This is a genomic window from Allobosea sp. LjRoot90 (genome assembly GCF_964254315.1).
GTDB lineage: Bacteria > Pseudomonadota > Alphaproteobacteria > Rhizobiales > Beijerinckiaceae > Allobosea.
This window is the reverse complement of sequence record NZ_CAXUTF020000003.1, coordinates 381,258-398,784: the sequence shown is the minus strand read 5'-3', so window position 1 is coordinate 398,784 and position 17,527 is coordinate 381,258. Positions and strand designations below refer to the sequence as shown.

Annotated in this window: 18 protein-coding genes; 13 read left to right on the top strand and 5 right to left on the bottom strand. The window is 66.2% G+C overall.

Features of this window, described 5'->3' with window-relative positions:
• Positions 1 to 8: 8 nt before the first annotated feature.
• Positions 9 to 1,025: an AAA family ATPase gene (locus ACSQ3M_RS14005; RefSeq protein WP_436150681.1), complete on the bottom strand. Its 1,017-nt coding sequence runs from the start codon at positions 1,023 to 1,025 to the stop codon at positions 9 to 11.
• A 162-nt stretch (positions 1,026 to 1,187) separates the two neighbouring features.
• On the opposite strand from ACSQ3M_RS14005, the gene ACSQ3M_RS14000 reads away from it, so the two are divergent.
• The 4 genes from ACSQ3M_RS14000 to ACSQ3M_RS13985 are packed head-to-tail and all read left to right on the top strand — an operon-like array spanning position 1,188 to position 3,977.
• Positions 1,188 to 1,793: a DUF1285 domain-containing protein gene (locus tag ACSQ3M_RS14000; protein WP_436150969.1), complete on the top strand. Its 606-nt coding sequence runs from the start codon at positions 1,188 to 1,190 to the stop codon at positions 1,791 to 1,793.
• Positions 1,793 to 2,461 (top strand): CoA pyrophosphatase, encoded by a 669-nt coding sequence (locus ACSQ3M_RS13995; protein WP_436150680.1) that lies wholly within the window; start codon positions 1,793 to 1,795, stop codon positions 2,459 to 2,461. Before ACSQ3M_RS14000 ends, ACSQ3M_RS13995 begins: the two co-directional genes overlap by 1 nt.
• Before the next feature lie 14 nt (positions 2,462 to 2,475).
• Positions 2,476 to 2,748 (top strand): DUF6111 family protein, encoded by a 273-nt coding sequence (locus ACSQ3M_RS13990; protein ID WP_436150679.1) that lies wholly within the window; start codon positions 2,476 to 2,478, stop codon positions 2,746 to 2,748.
• Entirely contained in the window at positions 2,745 to 3,977 is a 1,233-nt protein-coding gene (locus ACSQ3M_RS13985) for a CCA tRNA nucleotidyltransferase (RefSeq protein WP_436150678.1), read from the top strand. Before ACSQ3M_RS13990 ends, ACSQ3M_RS13985 begins: the two co-directional genes overlap by 4 nt.
• 76 nt (positions 3,978 to 4,053) lie before the next feature.
• Here ACSQ3M_RS13985 and hemF read toward each other — a convergent pair whose 3' ends face one another.
• The 4 genes from hemF to ACSQ3M_RS13965 form a co-directional block, all read right to left on the bottom strand.
• A complete protein-coding gene (hemF, locus tag ACSQ3M_RS13980) occupies positions 4,054 to 4,977 on the bottom strand; it encodes an oxygen-dependent coproporphyrinogen oxidase (RefSeq protein WP_436150677.1) in 924 nt (307 codons plus the stop codon).
• A 13-nt stretch (positions 4,978 to 4,990) separates the two neighbouring features.
• The gene (locus ACSQ3M_RS13975; protein ID WP_436150968.1) at positions 4,991 to 5,464 is read right to left on the bottom strand and encodes a tRNA (cytidine(34)-2'-O)-methyltransferase; all 474 of its coding nucleotides are present in this window, start codon (positions 5,462 to 5,464) and stop codon (positions 4,991 to 4,993) included.
• 83 nt (positions 5,465 to 5,547) lie between these two features.
• Positions 5,548 to 6,960 carry an aminotransferase class V-fold PLP-dependent enzyme gene (locus tag ACSQ3M_RS13970; RefSeq protein ID WP_436150676.1) on the bottom strand — a complete coding sequence of 471 codons (1,413 nt, stop codon included), beginning with the start codon at positions 6,958 to 6,960 and terminating at the stop codon, positions 5,548 to 5,550.
• 63 nt (positions 6,961 to 7,023) lie between these two features.
• On the bottom strand, positions 7,024 to 7,482 hold the full coding sequence (locus ACSQ3M_RS13965) for a RidA family protein (RefSeq protein WP_436150675.1): 459 nt from the start codon (positions 7,480 to 7,482) through the stop codon (positions 7,024 to 7,026).
• A gap of 355 nt (positions 7,483 to 7,837) precedes the next feature.
• Here ACSQ3M_RS13965 and ACSQ3M_RS13960 point away from each other — a divergent pair, with 355 nt between their 5' ends.
• The 9 genes from ACSQ3M_RS13960 (at position 7,838) to ACSQ3M_RS13920 (ending at position 17,524) form a co-directional block, all read left to right on the top strand.
• Positions 7,838 to 9,703: an ABC transporter ATP-binding protein gene (locus tag ACSQ3M_RS13960; RefSeq protein ID WP_436150674.1), complete on the top strand. Its 1,866-nt coding sequence runs from the start codon at positions 7,838 to 7,840 to the stop codon at positions 9,701 to 9,703.
• A gap of 190 nt (positions 9,704 to 9,893) precedes the next feature.
• The gene (gene petA / locus ACSQ3M_RS13955; protein WP_436150673.1) at positions 9,894 to 10,445 is read left to right on the top strand and encodes a ubiquinol-cytochrome c reductase iron-sulfur subunit; all 552 of its coding nucleotides are present in this window, start codon (positions 9,894 to 9,896) and stop codon (positions 10,443 to 10,445) included.
• A 57-nt stretch (positions 10,446 to 10,502) separates the two neighbouring features.
• Positions 10,503 to 11,777 (top strand): cytochrome b, encoded by a 1,275-nt coding sequence (locus ACSQ3M_RS13950; RefSeq protein ID WP_436150672.1) that lies wholly within the window; start codon positions 10,503 to 10,505, stop codon positions 11,775 to 11,777.
• A gap of 4 nt (positions 11,778 to 11,781) precedes the next feature.
• Positions 11,782 to 12,660: a cytochrome c1 gene (locus ACSQ3M_RS13945; protein ID WP_436150671.1), complete on the top strand. Its 879-nt coding sequence runs from the start codon at positions 11,782 to 11,784 to the stop codon at positions 12,658 to 12,660.
• Between the two features lie 150 nt (positions 12,661 to 12,810).
• Positions 12,811 to 13,692 carry an S-methyl-5'-thioadenosine phosphorylase gene (locus ACSQ3M_RS13940; protein WP_436150670.1) on the top strand — a complete coding sequence of 294 codons (882 nt, stop codon included), beginning with the start codon at positions 12,811 to 12,813 and terminating at the stop codon, positions 13,690 to 13,692.
• Positions 13,693 to 13,862: 170 nt separating this feature from the next.
• Positions 13,863 to 14,408 (top strand): adenine phosphoribosyltransferase, encoded by a 546-nt coding sequence (locus ACSQ3M_RS13935; protein ID WP_436150967.1) that lies wholly within the window; start codon positions 13,863 to 13,865, stop codon positions 14,406 to 14,408.
• A gap of 4 nt (positions 14,409 to 14,412) precedes the next feature.
• On the top strand, positions 14,413 to 15,522 hold the full coding sequence (gene mtnA / locus ACSQ3M_RS13930) for an S-methyl-5-thioribose-1-phosphate isomerase (protein WP_436150669.1): 1,110 nt from the start codon (positions 14,413 to 14,415) through the stop codon (positions 15,520 to 15,522).
• The gene (locus ACSQ3M_RS13925; protein ID WP_436150668.1) at positions 15,519 to 16,163 is read left to right on the top strand and encodes a class II aldolase/adducin family protein; all 645 of its coding nucleotides are present in this window, start codon (positions 15,519 to 15,521) and stop codon (positions 16,161 to 16,163) included. Before mtnA ends, ACSQ3M_RS13925 begins: the two co-directional genes overlap by 4 nt.
• Positions 16,164 to 16,216: 53 nt before the next feature.
• Positions 16,217 to 17,524, top strand: coding sequence for a diguanylate cyclase domain-containing protein (locus tag ACSQ3M_RS13920; RefSeq protein ID WP_436150667.1), 1,308 nt, complete (start codon positions 16,217 to 16,219; stop codon positions 17,522 to 17,524).
• Positions 17,525 to 17,527: the final 3 nt, after the last annotated feature.

Here is a 17,527-nt window from a genome sequence, read left to right as displayed (position 1 = left end):
GCTTTTCCTCAACCCAGGCGCTCCACCAGCTTGGCGACGATGCCCTCGACCGTCACGCCATCGGCGCGGGCGGCGAAGGTCAGCGCGATGCGGTGCTTGAGGACCGGCGCTGCGAGCGCGGCGACATCATCGACCGAGGGGGCGAGCCGGCCTTCAACGAGGGCACGGGCGCGGGCGGCGAGCGTCAGCGCCTGGCTGGCGCGCGGGCCAGGCCCCCAGGCGAGCTTGTCGGTGATCGCCTTTTCGCCATCGCCGGGGCGGGCCGAGCGGACGAGATCGAGGATGGAATCGACAACGGCCTCGCCAACCGGCAGGCGCCGCACCAGGCGCTGCGTCGACATCAGGGTCTCGGCCGTCATCGCCTGCACCGGCTTGTGCTCGGCTGAACCCGTGGTCTCGAGCAGGATGCGGCGCTCGGCCTCGCGATCGGGATAGCCGACGTCGATCTCGAGCAAAAACCGGTCGAGCTGGGCTTCCGGCAGCGGATAGGTGCCTTCCTGCTCGATCGGGTTCTGGGTGGCGAGCACGTGGAAGGGCGCCGGCAGGTCATGGCGTTCGCCGGCGACGGTGACGTGATGCTCCTGCATCGCCTGCAACAGGGCCGACTGGGTGCGGGGCGAGGCGCGGTTGATCTCGTCCGCCATCAACAACTGGGCGAAGACCGGGCCCTTGATGAAGCGGAAATGGCGCTTGCCGTCGGGGCTCTCGTCGAGCACCTCGGAGCCGAGGATGTCTGATGGCATCAGGTCGGGCGTGAACTGGACGCGGCGGGCTGACAGGCCAAGCACGGTGCCCATCGCCTCGACGAGCTTGGTCTTGGCGAGGCCCGGCACGCCGACGAGCAGGCCGTGGCCGCCGGCGAGCAGGGTGATCAGCGAGAGATCGACCACCTTCTGCTGGCCGAAGATGACCTGGCCGATCTCGGTGCGGGCGGCGCCGATGGCGGCGAGCGCCGCCTCGGCCGCCTCGACCACGCCGGTGTCGAGGTTGATCGGGGCGTTTGCATCACGGGCTTGCGCCACCATGTCGATCTCCTTCAGCCTCGCCGTCGCGCGGCCTTCCTGTCCGATTCCAAACTCTGACCCTCGCGGGGAACATGCTCAAGGGGCAGAGAGCGGCGGTGCACAACAGTCCGCTTCACGATTATGTAGAGTTCAAGGCGAGGGAGCGATGCAACCGGCATGCCGATGACGAAAACGCGAGGTGAGGTGACGACCGAGGCGGGCGGCGCGATGAATCGTTTGCTGAGCGCCCTCGGCAGCGACTCTTCCCGTGGATTGCCACCGGTCGAGCGCTGGAATCCACCTTTCTGCGGTGATCTCGACATGCGTATCGCTGGCGACGGCACCTGGTTCTATTTGGGCACGCCGATTGGCCGGCCGGCGCTGGTGAAGCTGTTCTCCTCGGTGCTGAAGCGCGAGGGCGACGATTACTTTCTCGTGACCCCGGTCGAGAAGGTCGGGATCAAGGTCGAGGATGCGCCGCTGCAAGCGGTCGAGATGGCGGTGGAAGGCGAGGGCGATGCCCGCAGCATCGCCTTCCGAACCCGGACCGACGATCTCGTGATGGTCGGGCCGGACAACGCGCTGCGCTTCGCCAGGGCTGCAAACGAGGGGGTGAAGCCCTATGTGCATGTCCGGCGCGGGCTCTGGGCCCGGCTCACGCGGGCGCTGACCTATGATCTCCTGGCGCTCGGCGAGGTACGCGACGGTGACGGAGAGGCGCAGTTCGGCATTGCCGGCGGCGGCGCCTTCCATATCGTCGCGCCGGCCAGCGAGATCGAGGGACTGTGATGCAGCATCCGGCGAAGCGGCTTGCCGAGACGGCGTTCTGGAACGGAGGCGACCTCGAGGCCTTGCTGCTGCGCAGCTTGCGGACCGAGCCGCCCGCCCTCGGCGACCTGATCGCGCGGCCGCGTGGCGACCACGACCTGCAGTCCGAGCCGATCGACATCCCGGACGAGACGAGCGCGATCGAGGCGGCGGTGCTGATCCCGATCGTGCTGCACCCGGACGGACCGACCGTGCTCCTGACCCAGCGCGCCGCGGCGCTTCGCAGTCATTCGGCTCAAATTGCCTTCCCAGGGGGGCGGATCGACGCCACCGACGGCTCGCCGCTGGTCGCGGCGCTGCGCGAGGCGGAGGAGGAGATCGGACTTGCGCCCGACAAGGTTCGGACGGTCGGCTATCTCGACGCCTATCTCACCGGCACCGGTTATCGCGTCACGCCGGTGGTCGGCCTGGTCGAGCCGCCGCTGGCGCTGACGATCAATCCGCACGAGGTCGACGAGGCCTTCGAGACGCCGCTCGCCTTCCTGCTCGACCCGGCCAACCACCAGCGCCATGGCCGCGAATTCAGGGGGCGTTATCGCACCTACTATGCGATGCCGCATGGCGATCGCTATATCTGGGGAGCGACGGCCGGCATGATCCGCAATCTCTACGAGCGGCTCGTCGGTTAAAGAGGTTACGCCCGATGCTGCGCACGCTGATCGAGGAGTTCCTGCTCTTCGTCCTGCCGTTCTGCCTGTTCGCAGGCTATCTCGTGATCCGGCGGCGCAATCCGTTCGATGTCGAGCACTGGAGCCGGCATCTGTTCTGGCTGTCGGTGACGGGGCTCGTCCTCGGCATCGCCTCCTTCATCTTTGCCGGTCTGATCGCGCCGCGGCATACCGGCCCGTTCGTGCCGCCCCATGTCGAGAACGGCCGGCTGGTGCCCGGCTATTTCGACGACCGGCCGAAGCCATGACCGGAGTTGAGCGGCAGCGCCTTGCTGCCCTGCTGGTGCGAGCCGACGTCACAGCGCTTCTTTCCGCGCTGAACCGCGACGGGGAGGAGGCCCGCATCGTCGGCGGCGCTGTGCGCAACGCGCTCCTCGGTGAGCCGGTGGCGGATATCGATATCGCCACGACCTGCCTTCCGGACGAGACGATGCGGCGCGCGCGTGCTGCAGGGTTCAAGGCGATCCCGACCGGGATCGAGCACGGCACGGTCACCGTCGTGATCGACGGTGCGCCCTTCGAGGTCACGACGCTGCGCCGCGATGTCGAGACCGACGGCCGCCACGCCGTCGTCGCCTTCGGCCGCGACTTCCGCGAGGACGCGCTGCGGCGCGACTTCACCTTCAATGCGCTCGGGCTCGATGCCGCAGGCGCGCTGCACGATTATGCCGACGGGCTCGCCGATCTCGCGGCAAGGCAGGTGCGCTTCATCGGTGCTGCCGGAGACCGGATCGCCGAGGATTACCTACGCATCCTGCGCTTCTTCCGCTTTCACGCCCGCTACGGCGCGGGCGAGCTGGATCGGGTTGCGCTCGATGCCTGCATAGCGGCACGCGCCGGGCTCGACGGGTTGTCGCGCGAGCGGGTCTGGGCGGAAATGCGCAAGCTGCTGGTTGCGCCCCGTGCCGCCGAGACCCTGTCGGCCATGGCGGGGGCGGGTTTGCTGATGCCGGTGATCGGCGGCGTGCCCCATCTGTCGCGCTTCGCCGCGATCGCTGACGCGCCGGGGGATGGAATTTACCCGGCCTTCCGCTTGGCGGCGCTCGCCGTCGCGGTCAGCGAGGATGCGCTCAGGCTGCGCGATCGGCTGCGGTTGTCGAACGCGGAGTTCGAGCGGATTTCCGGCTTAGCCGCCGCTCTGGAAGCGTTGTCGGGGAGAGGAAGGCGGCCGGAGATCGCCACGCTGCGCCGATTGGCTCATCGCGTTGGAGCGGATGCTGTCGCAGGCGCACTGGTTCTGCTCGGAACAGCCGAAACATTGGCCGATATCCAGGGCCTGATTGCCAAGATGGCGCACACGCCTGCCTTCCTGCCCACCGGAAAAGACGTTCTGGCTCTCGGTATCAGCGCTGGTCCAAAGGTGGGTCAGGTGCTCGACGAGGTGCGTGAGGCCTGGATCGAGGCCGGCTGCCCGACCGATCGGGGCGAGCAGATGGCGCTGCTGGTGAAGGCCGCATCGTCATTGCGAGGAGCGTGAGCGACGAAGCAATCCAGGGCTGCAGAGCTCTATGTCCCCCTGGATTGCTTCGCTGCACTCGCAATGACGATGATTGCTAAGGCCACCTCACTGTCGGCGGCATCGAGGACAGGATCGAAGCGACGTTGCCGCCGGTCTTCAGGCCGAAGATCGTGCCGCGGTCGTAGAGCAGGTTGAATTCGACATAGCGGCCGCGGCGGACCTGCTGCTCATGTCGTTCGGCCTCGCTCCATGGTGTCGCCAGATTGGCGCGCAGGATTCGCGGGTAGCTGTCGAGGAAAGCTTCGCCGACCGCCTTGGTGAAGGCGAGGTCGGCGTCCGGATCACCCGACCAGAGATAGTCGTAGAAGATGCCGCCTATGCCGCGCGGCTCGCTGCGGTGCTTGAGGAAGAAGTACTCGTCGCACCAGGCCTTGAAGCGCTGATAGTCGGCGATGCCCGCATGGGTATCGCACGGCGTGCGCATCGCGGCGTGGAAGGCGATCGCGTCGGGATCGTCTTGCGAACGCCGGCGCTCCAGCACCGGGGTGAGGTCCGCGCCGCCACCGAACCAGGGCTTTGTCGTCACGACGAAGCGGGTGTTCATGTGCACGGTCGGCGCGTGCGGGTTCCAGGGATGGGCGATCAGCGAGATGCCGGTGGCGTGGAAGCGCGGGTCCTCGGCGGCGCCGGGAATCTGGGTGGCGAATTCCGGTGCGAAGCTGCCATGGACGGTCGAGACGTGGACGCCGACCTTCTCGAAGACCCGTCCCGACATCAGCGACATCACGCCGCCGCCGCCCGGAGCGCCGTCATGGTTGGTGCGCTGCCAGGGCGTGCGCACGAAGCGGCCGGGCTTGTCGGTTTCGGCGGGGAAGGGGCCGCTCGCCTCGCCCTCGATCTGCTCGAAGGCGGCGCAGATGCGGTCGCGCAGGCTCTCGAACCAGATGCTGGCGCGCGGCTTCAGTGCCTCGACGATGGCGGGATCGAAGGCGGCGGTCTCGGTGGCTTGTCCGGTCATGGCGGCCTCTTTGTCAGATATCGGCCGGCCCGGGATAGGCGCCAAGCTGACGCAGCGCCTCGCCTACGACCATCGCCGCGGCCATGGCGACATTGAGCGAGCGCAAATCGCGGCGCATCGGGATATGCACGCTGGCTTCGGCCGCAGCGTAGACCTCCGGCGGAACACCGGCGCTCTCGCGGCCGACCATGACAATGTCGCCGGGCCGGAAGGCAAAATCCGTATGGGCGATGGCGCCGTCGGTCTCTGCGAGGACGAGGCGATGGCTGTTCTCGCGCCGCCAGGCCTCGAAGGCGCGGAAGCTGTCATGGCGCGTCACCGCAGCCCGCTCGATATAGTCCATGCCGGAGCGGCGAAAATTGCGGTCGGAGACATCGAAGGCGGCGGGCTCGACGATGTCGATGGCGACGCCGAGGCAGGCCGCCAGACGAATCATCGTGCCGGCGTTCTGTGGGATGTCGGGCTGGTAGAGGGCGAGGCGCAGCATGGCGAGCGTCATGCTGCGCTGCGACCGCCATCGTCAAGCTTCGCCACCGGCCGGGTCGTTCCGGCCGGTGGCGAAGTGGTGCGTCAGACCGCGTGCATCTTGCCGGAGAGTTCCCACATGGCGTCGACCAGCTGATCGACATCGCCCATATTGCTCCACAGATGGGTCGAGACGCGCACGCCGTAATGCTCGTCCTTCTGGCCTGCGACCGGGAAGTTCGAGTTGCGGATGACGAAGCCGTATTCGTCCAGCGCCCGTTTCACGAAAGCGTCGGACTTGGCCTTGTCCTTGATGTGCTCGGGATTGCGGAACGGATTGAAAGCGGTCAGGGCGCAGACAAGGCGCGGGTCGTCCTTCGGCGAATAGAGGGAGTCGACGCCCCATTTCGCCGCGATCTTCTCCTTGAGGTGCTGCGCCATGCCGACCGTGTAGGTCGCGATCTTGTCGCGCCCGATCCGGTCCCAGATCTCGACCGATTTGGCGAGCGCCAGATAGACGGGCGCATTGCGGCTGCCGGTGCTCTGGATGCGCGCGGCGAGGTCGTCGGTTTCCTTGCCGGTCCTGGTGCGCGGGGGCAGGCCGCCGGAGGCCGGATAGGCGCTGGTCACCACCGGGAAATAGTCCGGCAACGGCAGCGGGTTGAACTGCGGCAGCACCTTGTTGCGGACATAGAGGATGCCGGTCCCGAGTGGTCCGCACTGCCATTTGTGGCCGGCGCCGGCCAGGAAATCGACACCGAGGTCGCGCATGTTGATGTTGATCATCCCCGGCAGGTGTGCGGCGTCGCAGATGCTGACGATGCCCTTGTCCTGGGCGAGCTTGGCCAGCATCTTGACCGGCAGCAGGGTGCCGGTCTTGTAGGTCGGCGCCGAGAAGACCAGCGCCTTGGTGCGCGGCCCGATCGCGGCCGAGAACAGCTCGACATAGTCCTCCGCCTTCTGCTTGTTGCCGACCGGCAGGATGACGCGCTTGATCACCACGCCGTAGCGATCCTGGAGCAACGCCATCGGTGCGTTGCCGCCGGAATGCTCGTGATTGGTGGTGACGATCTCGTCGCCCGGGCGCCAGACCATGCCGAGCAGCGCATGGCACATGCCGTCCGAGGTATTGCCCGACATGACGATCTCGTCGGCGTCGCAGCCGAAGCTCTTTGCCAGTGCCTGGCGCTGCGGCAGATAGTTGCCGTAGCCGCTCATCGACTCGCGGGCGTGCCGGCGGGTCTCGGTGTCGAGGAAGGCTTGCGTCTCGACCGGCATGGAGCCGGCGGTGCCGATGTTCATGTAGCGGACGCCGGACTTCTGGTCGAAGAGCTTGCGGACATCCGTCCAGAAGGCGGCGTCGTTGGCGAGGGCAGCAGCCGCTGGCGCCTGAGCGCTGGCGCTGGTCGGCACGAAGCCCGCCAGCGAGCCGGCGAAGGCGGCGGAGGAAGCGAGGGCGCCGATAAAGGCGCGGCGGTTCGGATCGAAAGCGAGTGTCTTCTCGTCCGAGGCTTGCATAGGCCTACTCCATGGTTGCGAGGGAACCTCTTGTCGGGCGGTGAGCTGCCGGAGGGCGGCAGCTCAGGGGCGGACGGCGATGGCGCCGATCTCGACCTTCACGTCTCTGGGGAGACGGGCGACCTCGACCGTGGCGCGCGCGGGCGGCGCGGTCTTGAAATAGGTCGCATAGACCTCGTTCATCTTGCCGAACTCGTTGAGGTCCTTCATGAAAACGCTGGTCGAGACGACATTGTCCATGGTCAGGCCGTCGGCCTCGAGCACGGCCTTGAGATTGTCGAGGACGAGCTTGGTCTGATCCTCGATGCTGGCATCCTTCATCAACTGCTTGGTCTTTGGGTCGATCGGGATCTGTCCAGCGAGGAACACCATGTTTCCGGCCTTGATCGCCTGCGAATAGGGGCCGATCGCCTCGGGGGCGTTCGGCGTCGCGATCACCGTCTTGCCGGCGGTCTGGGCCTGCACCGATACCGGCAGGACAAGCGCGCCCGCCAGAGCAAGCCCGCAAAGCATCTTGGTCATTGTCGCCTCCAAAGCGCCGCTGTCACACGCGGCGTAGAGGCATGCTCGGCGGGGCCGGAGGACGCAGGCAAGGAGGCAGGTGTGCACTCCGCCATGCAGAAGTAGTGGTTCCTTTGTCGTACGACTGTCGGTAACATTCTTCCAATAATGCGCGCTCAGGTGGAATTTTATTCTACGTTCCCGCATTGCCTGTGCAGGCGCCTGAACGATCCGCGCTCCGCAGCCTTCCGACCGCTAGTCTCCCGTTCGCCATGCGCTGCTGTCATGGCTTGACCGGAGCGCGCCACAAGCTCTGGCCACAGCGCGCAATGCGCCCCATATCGGTATCGACCGATCCGAGGAGGGCGGCCCCTTCATGTTCGCCCCGCTCTTCCGTTTCCTTGAAAGCCGCATCGACGTCTTCGCGCCGTTCGACGAGCGCAAGACGCCGCCGACAGGCGTGTTCCGCTTCATGTGGCACCATATCAAGGGCGCGAAGGGCTGGATGGCCCTGATCATGCTGACCGGTCTCGGCTTTTCCGGCATCGAGGCGGCGATGTACCTGATGGTCGGCTGGTTCGTTGACCTGCTGGCGAAGAACTCGCCGGAGCAGGTCTTCAGCGAGCATGGCAGGCTGCTGATCGGTGCGGCCATCCTCGTTACGGTGTTCAGGCCACTGATCTATTTCGCCAATCACGCCATCGTCGACCAGGTGGTGGTGCCGCAGATCACCAACCAGATCCGCTGGCGCAACCATGTCTACACGCTCGGCCACGCGCTCTCCTATTTCCAGAACGATTTCGCCGGTCGGCTCTCGTCGCGGGTGATCCAGGCCGGGCAGGCGATCCGCGGCGCGACGATCGAGGTGATCGACGATCTCTGGTACGCGCTGATCTTCGCCTCGGTCGCGCTCGGCTTTTTCGGCTCGACCAGCATCTGGCTCGCCATGCCGGTGATCGTCTGGCTCGCCGCCTATGTCGTGCTGCTGGTCTATTTCGTGCCACGCGCCAAAAAGCGTTCGGAGGCGAACTCGCTTGGCCGCTCGACCACGACGGGCCGGATCGTCGATGCCTACACCAATATCCTGACGGTCAAGCTTTTCGCCCGTGCCGATGCCGAGCGCTCGGCGGTCCGCGACGCGCTGACACGCTGGAACGCCTCCTTTCTCAACCTGTCGCGGCTGATCACCGGGGTCAGCGTCATCCTGCAGACGATGAACAGCCTGCTCGTCGTGGCGACGGCCTGGCTCTGCCTGCATCTATGGAGCCAGGGCGAGATGACGCCGGGCGCGGTCGCCGCTGCGATCGGGCTCGTCCTGCGCCTCGTGCAGATGTCGAGCTGGCTGATCCATCTGGTGCGCGGCGTCTTCGAGAATATCGGCTCGGTGCAGGAGAGCATGGAGACGATCGCCAAGCCGCACGACCTGCCGGATGCGCCGGACGCCGTGCCGCTCCAGGTCGCGCGCGGCGGGGTGCGCTTCGAGCATGTCCGGTTCAACTACGGCAAGCCGCTGGGCCTGTTCGACGACCTCAACCTGGAGATCAAGCCTGGTGAAAAGGTCGGGCTGGTCGGTCCCTCCGGAGCCGGCAAGTCGACGCTGGTCAACCTGTTGCTGCGGCTCTATCCGCTCGATGCGGGCCGTATCCTGATCGATGGGCAGGACATCGCCGGGGTGACGCAGGAATCGCTGCGCAGCCAGATCGGCATGGTGACGCAGGACAACTCGCTGCTGCACCGCTCGATCGGTGACAACATCGCCTATGGCCGGATCGGCGCGACGCAAGACGAGATCGCGGCGGCAGCCAGGCGTGCCGCCGCGCATGATTTCGTCGTCGGCCTCAGCGACCAGGACGGGCGGCAGGGCTTCGACTCGCGGGTTGGCGAGCGCGGCGTCAAGCTCTCCGGCGGCCAGCGCCAACGCATCGCGATCGCGCGCGTGCTGCTCAAGGACGCCCCGATCCTGATCCTCGACGAGGCGACCTCGGCACTCGATTCGGAGGTGGAAGCCGAGATTCAGGCACAGCTTTCCACATTGATGGAAGGTAAAACTGTGATCGCGATCGCGCACCGGCTCTCCACCATCGCCGCGCTCGACCGTTTGATCGTGCTCGACAACGGCAGGATCGTCGATATGGGCAGCCATGACGAGCTGGTGCGGCGCGGCGGCCTCTACGCAAGGCTGTGGGCGCGGCAGTCGGGCGGCTTCCTGGCGCTCGCCGACGGCGACAGGATGCCGGCCTGAGCCGACTGCAGAGCAGCGTTGCTGCGATGCGACAGGTGCGGCACGTGCGACAGTAGACTTCATCAAAACTGCATGCCAAAGAGCGCGCAGGCGACGCGCCGCCAAACGGCGGCTCAGCGCCCGCGCTCCTATGAGGGCGCGTGATTTTGATTGAGCCGGCCAGGCCGGCAGCCGAGCAGGGAACTGGATCGTGGCGCACGCGACAGAGACGACTGGCACCGAACCTACCCGCCGCGATTTTCTGTTCCTGACCACTGCCGCGGTCGGCGTGGTCGGTGCCGGTTCGCTGCTGCTGCCGTTGGTCGGCCAGCTGGCGCCCGACGCGCAGGTCGTCGCTGCCGGCGCCCCGATCGATCTCGACCTCGCTCCGATCGCGGAAGGCCAGGCGATCAAGCTGTTCTGGCGCGGCAAGCTGATCTTCGTGCGCAACCGCACCAAGAAGGAGGTCGACGAGGCCAAGGCGGTCGACGTCGCGACGCTGCGCGATCCGCAGACCGACGAGCAGCGCACCAAGGCCGGCCACGAGAAGTATCTCGTCGTCTATGGCAGCTGCACGCATCTCGGCTGCGTGCCGCTCGGCACTGCTCCCGGCGAGTCGAAGGGCGAGTTCGACGGCTGGTACTGCCCCTGCCATGGCTCGCACTACGATTCCTCCGGCCGCATCCGCAAGGGTCCAGCGCCGCTGAACCTGCCGGTGCCGCCCTATGCGTTCACCGCGGACACCAAGATCAAGATCGGCTGAGCCTCCAAGCAGGCGAAGACGGCATCGGCAGATTTGAGAGAGCTTGAGGCGAGCAGAATGAGCGGTCACAGCAGCAGCTACCAGCCGAAGACGGGGATCGAGCGCTGGCTCGATGCGCGCCTGCCGATCGTGCGTCTGGTGCACGATTCGGCGGTGTCCTATCCGGTGCCGCGCAACCTCAACTACCTCTGGACCTTCGGCGGCATCCTCGCCTTCATGCTGGTGGCGCAGATCATCACCGGCGTGATCCTGGCGATGCACTACACGCCAAACGCCGCGCTCGCCTTCAACTCCGTCGAGCACATCATGCGCGACGTGAACTTCGGCTGGCTGCTGCGTTATCTGCACTCCAACGGCGCCTCAATGTTCTTCGTCGCCGTCTATGTCCACATTTTCCGCGGGCTCTATTACGGTTCGTACAAGGCGCCGCGCGAGGTGCTGTGGATCCTCGGCGTCATCATCTTCCTGCTGATGATGGCCACAGCGTTCATGGGCTACGTCCTGCCCTGGGGCCAGATGTCGTTCTGGGGCGCGACCGTCATCACCAATCTGTTCTCGGCGCTGCCGGTGATCGGCGAGACGATCGTGACCTTCCTGTGGGGTGGCTACTCGGTCGATAATCCGACGCTGAACCGCTTCTTCTCGCTGCACTTCCTGCTGCCGTTCATGATCGTCGGCGTCGTCGGGCTGCACATCTGGGCGCTGCATCATGTCGGCCAGAACAATCCGACCGGCGTCGAGGTGAAGGACGTCAAGAAGGATACCGTTCCCTTCACGCCCTACGCCACCATCAAGGACCTGTTCGGCATGGTCTGCTTCATGCTGGTCTTCGCCTGGTTCGTGTTCTACCAGCCGAACTTCATGGGCCATGCCGACAACTATATCCCGGCCAACCCGGCTTCGACGCCTGCCCACATCGTGCCGGAATGGTACTTCCTGCCGTTCTACGCGATCCTGCGCGCCATCCCCGACAAGCTCGGCGGCGTGCTCGCCATGGGCGGCGCGATCGTGATCCTGGCCTTCCTGCCCTGGCTCGACACCTCCAAGGTCAAGTCGATGACCTACCGGCCGATCGCGCGCCAGTTCTTCTGGATGTTCGTGCTGGTCTGCATTGGGCTCGGCTATCTCGGCGCCATGCCGGCCGCAGAACCTTATGTGACGATCTCGCGCATCCTGACGGTGCTGTATTTCGGCTTCTTCGCGGCGCTGACACTGATCGGCATCTTCGAAAGGCCGACGCAGCTGCCGACCTCTATTGCCGACTCGGTGCTCGGCGGCTCGGGTACCCGCCTGGCCCACGCCACCGCTTCCGAACCGAACGTCAAGGGTTGACGAGATGAAGACCACCTCGTTTCGCCGCGCCCTGACGGGCCTCGTCACCGGCCTCGCCATCGCTGCAGCCTCGCCGGTCCTGGCCGCCGAGGGCGCCCCGAAGCCGCCGGGCGTGTCCTGGTCGTTCTCCGGCCCGTTCGGTAAGTTCGACCGCGCGCAATTGCAGCGCGGCTTCAAGATCTACAAGGAGGTCTGTGCCGCCTGCCATGGCGCCAGCCTGGTCGCGTTCCGCAATCTCGCCCAGCCCGGCGGGCCGGAGTTCTCGCGCAGCCAGGTGGACGCGCTGGCTGCGACCTATCAGATCAAGGACGGTCCCAACGACGTCGGCGAGATGTTCGAGCGTCCTGGCCGTGCGGCCGATCGTTTCCCTTCGCCCTTCCCGAACGAGCTGGCGGCGCGCGCGGCCAATGGCGGAGCCTATCCGACCGATATGTCGGTACTGGCCAAGGCGCGCACCTATGAGCGCGGTTTCCCATGGTTCATCTTCGACATCTTCACGCAGTATCAGGAGAATGGGCCGGACTATATCCATGCGCTCCTGACCGGCTACAAGGATCCGCCGAAGGACTTCCCGGCGCTGCTGCCCGGCCAGAACTACAACGAATACATGTCCGGCCATCTGATCGCGATGCCGAAGCCGCTCAATGACGGGCAGGTCGAGTATACGAAGGCGGCGGACGGCAAGCCGCAAGCGCCCGAGACGGTCGATCAATACGCCAAGGACGTCACGGCCTTCATGATGTGGATGGCGGAGCCGCATCTCGAGGCGCGCAAGCGCATGGGCCTGCAGGTCATGCTCTTCCTCGCGCTCTTCGCCGGTCTGCTCTACTTCACCAAGAAGAAGATCTGGTCGCGCCTGCCCGACCACGCTTCGGTGCACTGAGCGGAATTGAAATCAGAAAGGGCCCCGGAAACGGGGCCCTTTTTGTTTGTGGGCGAGGCTGTGGATCAGCGTGCTTCGCAGCCGTCGGCGGTTGCGCAGGCGTCACAAACTTCTGATCCTTGGCCGGGAAAGCTTTCGAGGGCAGGCGACATGGCTGAAGCGGTTCTGGGCATCATCGGCGGCTCCGGCATCTACGACCTGCCGGGGCTCAGCGACCTTCGCGAGGAGCGGATCGAGAGCCCCTGGGGCGAGCCCTCCGACGTGCTGCGGATCGGCCGGATGGGGGAGACCAGAATCGTCTTCCTGCCGCGCCATGGCCGCGGTCATGCGATTCCCCCTTCCGAGATCAACTACCGCGCCAATATCGACGTGCTGAAGCGGGCAGGGGTGACCGACCTCGTCTCGCTCTCGGCCTGTGGCTCCTACAAGGCAGAGCTCTACCCCGGCCTGTTCGTGCTGGTCGACCAGTTCATCGATCGCACGTCCGGCCGCGCCAGCTCCTTCTTCGGCAAGGGCTGCGTCGCCCATGTCTCGGTGGCGCATCCGGTCGGGCCCCGATTGCAGGAGCGGATCGTGGCTGCGGCCACAGCGGAGGACCTTACTTTTGTGCAGGGCGGCACGCTCGTCACCATGGAAGGCCCGCAATTCTCGACTCTGGCCGAATCGTTGACCTACAAGGGCCTCGGCTACGACCTGATCGGCATGACGGCGATGCCCGAGGCCAAGCTCGCGCGCGAGGCCGAGATCACCTACGCCACCGTCGCGATGGTGACCGATTACGACTGCTGGCATGAGGAGCATGGTGCGGTCGACGTCGCCTCGGTGATCGCCGTGCTGCACGCCAATGCCGACAAGGCGCGCCAGCTGGTGGCACGGCTCGCCGCCGATTTTCCACGCGAGCGCGAGCCTTGCCCGGCCGGCTCCCATAACGCCCTCGAATTCGCGATCGTCACGGCGCCGGAGTTCCGCGATCCCAAGCTCGTCGCAAAGCTCGATGCGGTGGCCGGGCGGGTGCTGAAGGCTGCCGGCTAGAGGTTGTCTGTGGGTTGTCGTCATTGCGAGCGAAGCGAAGCAATCCAGTATCGTAGAGTTCTTCCGCCCCCTCGATTGCTTCGTCGGCTGACGCCTCCTCGCAATCACGGGTATTCCTTGAACGATCCGGCATGCTTTAAGAGGGGGCGCCGCAGCCGATGGACGAGATGATGGACCGCAGCGCCCTTGCCGATCTGAAGAACGCGATCCGGACGATTCCCGATTATCCGGCGCCGGGAATCCTGTTCCGCGACATCACCACGCTGCTCGGCGATGCTCGTGCGTTCCGCCGCGCGGTGGACGAGCTGGTACAGCCCTTCGCCGGGCTGAAGATCGCCAAGATCGCCGGCATCGAGGCGCGGGGCTTCATCCTCGGCGGCGCCGTGGCGCATCAGCTCTCGGCCGGCTTCGTACCGGTGCGCAAGAAGGGCAAGCTGCCGCATGAGACGGTCGGCATGCCCTATTCGCTCGAATACGGCTCCGACGAGATCGAGGTGCACAAGGATGCGGTCTCGCGCGGCGAACGCGTTCTGCTGGTCGACGATCTCGTCGCCACCGGCGGCACGGCGGAGGCGGCTGTGAAGCTGCTCTCTTCGCTCGGCGCGGAGGTGGTCGCTGCCTGCTTCATCATCGACCTGCCGGATCTCGGCGGCGCCGACAAGATCAGGCGGCTCGGCGTGCCGGTGCGCACGCTGGTCTCCTTCGCCGGACATTGACGCCATGAAGATCCACGGGCGGCACTACCGCACCATCTGGCTCGACGAAGACGGCTGGGGCGTACGCGTCATCGACCAGACGCGGCTGCCCTTCCATTTCGAGACGGTGAGGCTCGCGACCACCGAGGAGGCGGCCCATGCGATCCGCCATATGACGGTGCGCGGCGCACCGCTGATCGGCGCGACTGCGGCCTATGGCGTGGCGCTGGCATTGCGGGTCGATGCCTCCGACGCCGCTTTGGAGCAGGCACTGGCACTGCTTGGCGCGACCCGGCCGACCGCGGTCAACCTGCACTGGGCGCTGGCCAGGATGCGACGGCGCCTGATCGATCTGCCGGCAGCCGAGCGAGTCGCAGCAGCCTATGCCGAAGCGGCGGCGATCTGCGACGAGGATGTCGCGCTCTGCCGCGCCATCGGCGAGCACGGGCTCGGCGTGATCCGCGAGATCGCGGCGCGCAAGCCGGCGGGCGAGCCGGTCAATATCCTGACCCATTGCAACGCCGGCTGGCTCGCCACAGTCGACTGGGGCACGGCGCTGGCGCCGATTTACCTCGCGCATGATGCCGGCATCCCCGTCCATGTCTGGGTCGACGAGACGCGGCCGCGCAACCAGGGTGCGGCGCTCACGGCCTATGAGCTCGGCAGCCATGGCGTGCCGCATGCCGTGATCGTCGACAATGCCGGCGGCCATCTGATGCAGCACGGCGAGGTCGACATGGTGATCGTCGGCACCGACCGCACCACCGCGACCGGCGATGTCGCCAACAAGATCGGCACTTATCTCAAGGCGCTGGCGGCCAGGGACAACGGCGTGCCGTTCTATGTGGCGCTGCCTTCGCCGACGATTGACTGGATGCTGCAGGACGGGTTGAAGGAGATCCCGATCGAGGAGCGTAGCCAGCGCGAGGTCACGCATCTGTTCGGCCAGAGCGAGGATGGCCGCACCGGCTTCTTCCAGGTTGCGGCGCCCGGCAGCCCGGCGGGCAATCCGGCCTTCGACGTCACGCCGGCCCGGCTCGTCACCGGCCTGATCACGGAGCGCGGCATCGCACCGGCCAGCGCCGAGGGATTGCGCCGGCTCTTTCCAGATCTCGCGCAGGGACAAGCGGCATGAACGAGCAGGCGTTGCGGCACGAGATCGTCGAGATCGCGCAGGCGATCGACCGCGCCGGCTTCTGCCCGTCGAAATCGGGCAATGTCTCGGCCCGTTTCGAAGGCGGGCTGCTGATCACGCCATCGGGCCTGCCCTATGCGAAGACGAAGGCAGAGGACCTGATCCATCTCTCGCTCGATGGCACGGTCAAGTCGGGCGAGCGCAAGCCGTCCTCGGAATGGCCGTTCCATGTCGAGATCTACAAGGCGCGACCTGATGCGCAGGCGATCGTCCACACGCACTCGCCACGGGCCACGGCGCTCTCCTGCGCGCGTCGCGGCATCCCGGCCTTCCACTATATGATCGCGCTGTGCGGCGGTGCTGATGTCCGCTGCGCCGACTATGCGACCTTCGGCTCGCCGGAGCTGGCGGCGAACGCGGTGCGAGCGCTGGAGGGACGCAAGGCGGTGCTGCTCGCCAATCACGGTGTGATCGCGCTTGGCGCTACCCTGACCGGTGCGCACACCATCGTCGCGGAGGTCGAGAATCTCGCCGGGCGGTATCTCGACCTGCTGGCCTCCGGGCTCGAGCCGGTCATTCTCGACGCGGCCGAGATGGAGCGTGTTTCGGCCAGGTTCGCGGGTTACGGAAAGGTCGGTTGATCTTAAAGGCCGATCTCACCGGTTGTTAACGGCTCTCGTCTAATGACGGCGGGATGAAGCTCTCGCGCTATCTGCTCGATTCGCTCGACGCCCTCGGTATAGGCGTTTGCGAATACGATGATCAGATGAGGGCTCTGTGCTGGAACCAGACCTTCCTGCAACTCTTCCCTGAGGACGAAGGTGAAATCTACGTCGGCGAGCCCTACGCGGACAATCTGGTGCGGTTCTATCAGCGCCGCCTCTCGCTGGAGGAAATGCCGGAGATCGCGCGGCACGTCGCAGAAGGTGTGACGCGCCACGAGAACCAGACCCAACCCTTCGAATTCATCCATAACGGCCGCAGGCTGCGCGCCTCCTCGCTGCGGGCGCCGGATGGCGGCCGCGTGCGGCTATGGCAGCGGCTGGATGTCGAGAGCCATTCCGAAACGGCCCCCGAGCTGGTGCTGCCGGTGATGGATGCGCTCCGCTTCATTCCGGACGGCGCCAGCATTCTGGATGCGAAGGAGCGGGTGATCGCCGCCAACAACGCGTTCCGGCGACTCTACGATCTGCCCAAAGGCACGCCGGTGGTCGGCCGCACCCTGAACGAGATCATCGCCTGGTGCTGGCGCGAAGCCTCGCCGGCCGGCGCCTGGCGGGCGGCGATCAGCAACGGCCTGCGCTATGACGGCGTGCCCTTTGAGATTGAGTTGCCCGGCCAGCGCTGGCTCCGGCTGATCGCGCGGCACAGCACCGGCGGCGTCAGCTTCTTCACCCATGCCGACATCACAGCCGCCAAGCGCCAGCAGATGGAGCTGCTGGAAGCGCAGGAGGCCTTGCGCCGGGCCAATGTGGCGCTGGCAGAACTCGCCGAGACAGACGGGCTGACCGGCCTTGCCAATCACCGCCGCTTTGTCGCGCGACTGGCCGATGCGTCAGCCCGACCAGAGCCGCTCTCGCTGCTGATGATCGATGCCGATCACTTCAAGACGATCAACGACCGTTTTGGCCATCTGGTCGGCGACGCCTGCCTCAAGGCCATCGCCGAAGTCATCGCGGCTCAGATCACATCGGCTTCGGCGCTGGTTGCCCGGGTCGGCGGCGAGGAGTTCGGTGTCCTGCTCGGCGACACGTCGATCGAGGCGGCCAGGGAGGCGGCGACCGCCATCCGCCGTGCCTTGCGGCGCGTGCCGTGGCGCCTGCTTCATGGCGAACTGACAGGGGTGACTGTCTCGATCGGACTTTGCGCGGGGGAGGGACCGTTGGACGGCACGAGCCTCCACGCTCGTGCCGACGAGGCGCTCTATGCCGCCAAGCGCAATGGCCGCGACCGCATCGAGATGGCAAGCCCTCCGGCGGCTTCGCGGCGCATCGCCGGGTAGAGC